The organism is Mesonia sp. HuA40 (genome assembly GCF_008017835.1).
GTDB lineage: Bacteria > Bacteroidota > Bacteroidia > Flavobacteriales > Flavobacteriaceae > Mesonia.
This window is the reverse complement of sequence record NZ_VRLT01000045.1, coordinates 1-3984: the sequence shown is the minus strand read 5'-3', so window position 1 is coordinate 3984 and position 3984 is coordinate 1. Positions and strand designations below refer to the sequence as shown.

General features: G+C 45.1%; 1 protein-coding gene. It reads left to right on the top strand.

The features are described 5' to 3' along the window. The coding region (locus FT993_RS08550; protein ID WP_147862133.1) for a T9SS type B sorting domain-containing protein at window positions 1–3984 on the top strand (3984 nt) is incomplete at both ends.

Below are 3984 nucleotides of genomic sequence, written 5' to 3'. Positions count from 1 at the left end.
CAGACCTTTGACTTAACCAGTCAATCTGCAGCCATTTTGGCCAATGAAGCAACACCAGCTAATTTCACCCTGACCTATTATGCGAGTCAAGCAGACTATACTGCAGGTACAGCCATCGCTAACCCAACGGCTTATGACAATACCAGCAATCCGCAAAGTATTGTAGTAGAAGCAGAGGGCCCTAACAACTGTACCGCTACCACTAGTTTTGATTTAGTGGTAAACCCGCTACCAAGTTACAACACCCCGGTGACCCAAGTGGTTTGTGATGATGCTACTGCCGATGGTATTGCTGTATTCGATTTAACAGCAGCCACCAATCAGCTTACCGGGAACAACCCGAACTACAATGTAGACTACTATGAGACCCCAGCCGATTTGGCTGCAGGAACCAATGCATTGCCTAGTAACTATACCAATACAACAGCCTATAACCAGACCATCTATTTCCAAATAGAAGATCAAACTACGGGATGTTTAATAGACGATGCTATCGACTTACAAGTAGATACCGCCCCGGCGGCCAATACCCCACAAGTGTATACTTTCTGTGATGATGACAACGACGGATTTGGTTTATTCAACCTGCCCAGTTTAGACAATGAAATCACTGGCGGGGCAGCCGGTGTAAGCGTAAGCTACCACCAAACCTTAGCCAATGCACAGAACAATGCTTTACCGCTACCGGCCAACTTTACCAATACGGTAAATACCACCCAAGTAATCTATGCGCGTGTGGTAAGCCCAGGAGTAGCTTGTTATACCATTGTGAATGTAACCCTAGAAGTACTAGACAGTCCTCAACCGGTATTGCCGCAAGATCTAGACGCACTAGAAGCCTGTGATACCAACAATAGCGGAAACGCCGTGTTTGATTTAACCCAGATGGAAGCCGCTATATTGGCCAATGAGACCAACCCGTCTGATTTTAGCTTAGCTTATTATGAAAGTCAAGCCGATGCCGATGCACAAACCAACCCTATCACGGTAGAGCAAGCCTATACCAGTGCAGGGATGAACCAAACCATTTACGTGGTGGTTACCGGCAACAACGGATGTACCGCACAAACCCAGTTTGAGTTGGTGGTAAACCCTTTACCGGTTATTACGCCTCCATCTGCCCTAGAGTTGTGTGATTATAACAACCCAGGCGATGAGCAAGAATCCTTTGACCTAACACAAGCTACCCTAGAGATCACTGGCGGCGACAGCAGTATGCAAGTAACCTACTATGCGAGTCAGAATGATGCCGATACGGGAAGCAATCCGTTAAGCAGTCCTTATACCAATACGGTGAACAACGAGACCATTTATGTACGGGTAGAAGATCAAGACACCGGCTGTTTTGTAAGCCAAGGCTTTAGCTTGACCCTAGTAGTAAACCCGTTGCCCTCACCACAAGTACCCGTAACCCCATTAGAGGTATGTGATGTAGACAACGACGGATTTGCCGAGTTCGACTTAGATGCGCAAACCCCAATCATAGAAAACGGAGAGCTTAATGTAGCCATAAGCTATCACATTACTCAAGCCAATGCAGAGAATGGAGTAAACCCAATAGACACCACTCAGCCTTACGGTTTGAGCAGTGCCAATACCCAAACCCTGTATGTACGCGCAGAGAACACCCAAACCGGATGTTATGTGGTAGAAGTATTGCAATTAGAAGTAGTAGGCACACCAGAGATAGGCTTCTTAGAAGACCTGTATGTATGTGATGACGATTACAACGGTTTTGCGGTATTTGATTTAACGCAAAACACCCCTAATGTAGTTGGAGCACAAACAGGAGTAAGCGTTACCTATTATGAGAGTCAAGCTGATGCTGATGCAGGAATCAACGCCATTGCAGTGCCTCAAGCCTATACCAATATCGTGAATCCGCAACGTATCTTTGTACGAGTAGAAGACGATACCACCGGTTGCTATGATACCTTTAATACGGCAAATGACAACAGCTTTATGCTGTATGTAGAAGAACTACCTGTGGTAAGCAACCCAAGTATCTTGCAAGTATGTGACGACGATTACAACAATGTGCCGTTATCACAAAGCATTTTCAACTTAACCAGTAAAGAAGGCGAGATGAGCGGACAAAACTTCCCGCCAAACGACTATACCTTCACTTACTATGAGAGTGAGCAAGCCTACTTAAATGGAGACGCACCTATTGCCACCCCAAGCGCTTACGAGAATATCGCCAACCCACAAAGTATATATGTGGTGGTGGTAAATACCGATACGCAAAACCAGTGTGAGCAGTATGTAGATTTAACCATCGAAGTATTGCCATTGCCAAGTCCATCAGAAACCGATCCAGATGTATTGCGTTTACAAGAATGTGATGATGACAATGACGGAGTAGCCACCAATGCTTTTGACTTAACACAAAGCGGCGCTTTAATCGCTGCCGGAGAGAATGTAGATTTAAACTACTACACCAGCGAAGCAGCTGCAGAAGCAGGCGACACTACTGTGCCAGAATATATCGCCAACCCAACCAGCTATACCAATGATCCGAGCTTGAATACAGTAAACGATCAAGGAATGACTGTTCAGGTAATCTATGTTCGCGTAGATAGCGGAGTAAACGGTAACTTCTGTTTTGTGATTGTACCTATAGAAATACAAGCGGTACGCGTACCGGTGTTAACCAACATCGATCCGTTTGGTTACACACTATGTGAAGACGGAAGCAGCGGTACCGCAGCGATCAATTTAGAAGATATCGCTTATAACCTGTATGACGCCTCAGTAGCTACACCAGACCCATCGGTACTAGTCGATTTACTAGATGCCAATGAGAACGATGATATGAACCTGAGCAATTATGATATCAGTTACCACTTTGATCAAATCGGAGCGCAAAACGATACCAATGAAGTGCCAAATGGCTACCAAGCTTCAACAGGAGATACCTTCTGGATACGCGTAGTTTATACCGATACCGGATGCCAAGCAGCGGTAGGACGAGTAGCAATTACAGTAGAACCAAGACCTGTAATAGCAGGAATAGATACTACTCTAGAAGTATGTAGCGATGAGCAAGGCGGTAACACCGCAACGGTTGATTTAACACAATTTGATGCACAAATCAACCCGGGTAGTCCAGCCAATACACGAGTGATTTACTATGCTAGCTTAGACGATTATCTAAACGCTGCAGCACCAATAGATCAAAACACGTTAACGGCTTATGTGACCACAGAAAACCCGCAAACCATCATAGGAGTAGTACAAGATACCAACAACCTATGTGAGAGTGTAGACTATGCAACTATAAGCATAGAAATAGCACCGCGACCTATTGTAGACATCAGTAGTTATGACGGTATGGTAATCTGTGCAGACAGTGATAACAGTACCCCAGTAGAAGGAGGAAACTATGACCCCGTATTTATTGAAACCGGTTTAGATGAGATCAATTACAGCTTTGTTTGGACATTAGATGGCGGAGTATTGCCAGAAACAGGATCAAGCATTGAGGTAACATCAGCCGGAACCTATACGGTAACGGTAACCGATGTATTCTCTAACTGTGAGAGTAGCTCAAGCGCTAGCTTTACAGCAGGAAACCCACCAGAGTTTGATGTAATTCCGTTGACTTTAGCCTTCGATGAGCAACACGCGGCTCAGGTAATCAACATCAGCGGTAATGGCGATTATGAGTTCAATATCGACAACGGTCCGTGGACCGCTGTAGGCAGCGACGGCAGCATTACCTTTAGCGGATTAAGTGCTGGAGTACATTTTGTATACGGAAGAGATAAGAACGGTTGTGGAACAACGGTACGCGAAATCGCATTCATCGATTATCCAAAGTTCTTTACACCAAACGAAGACGGTTACAACGACACTTGGAATATCATCGGTTTAGGAGAAGCCAATATCGGCGCTAAGATCTTTATCTTTGACCGTTACGGTAAGCTATTGAAGCAATTAAGCCCAAGTGGTCCAGGATGGGACGGTACCTTTAACGGTAAG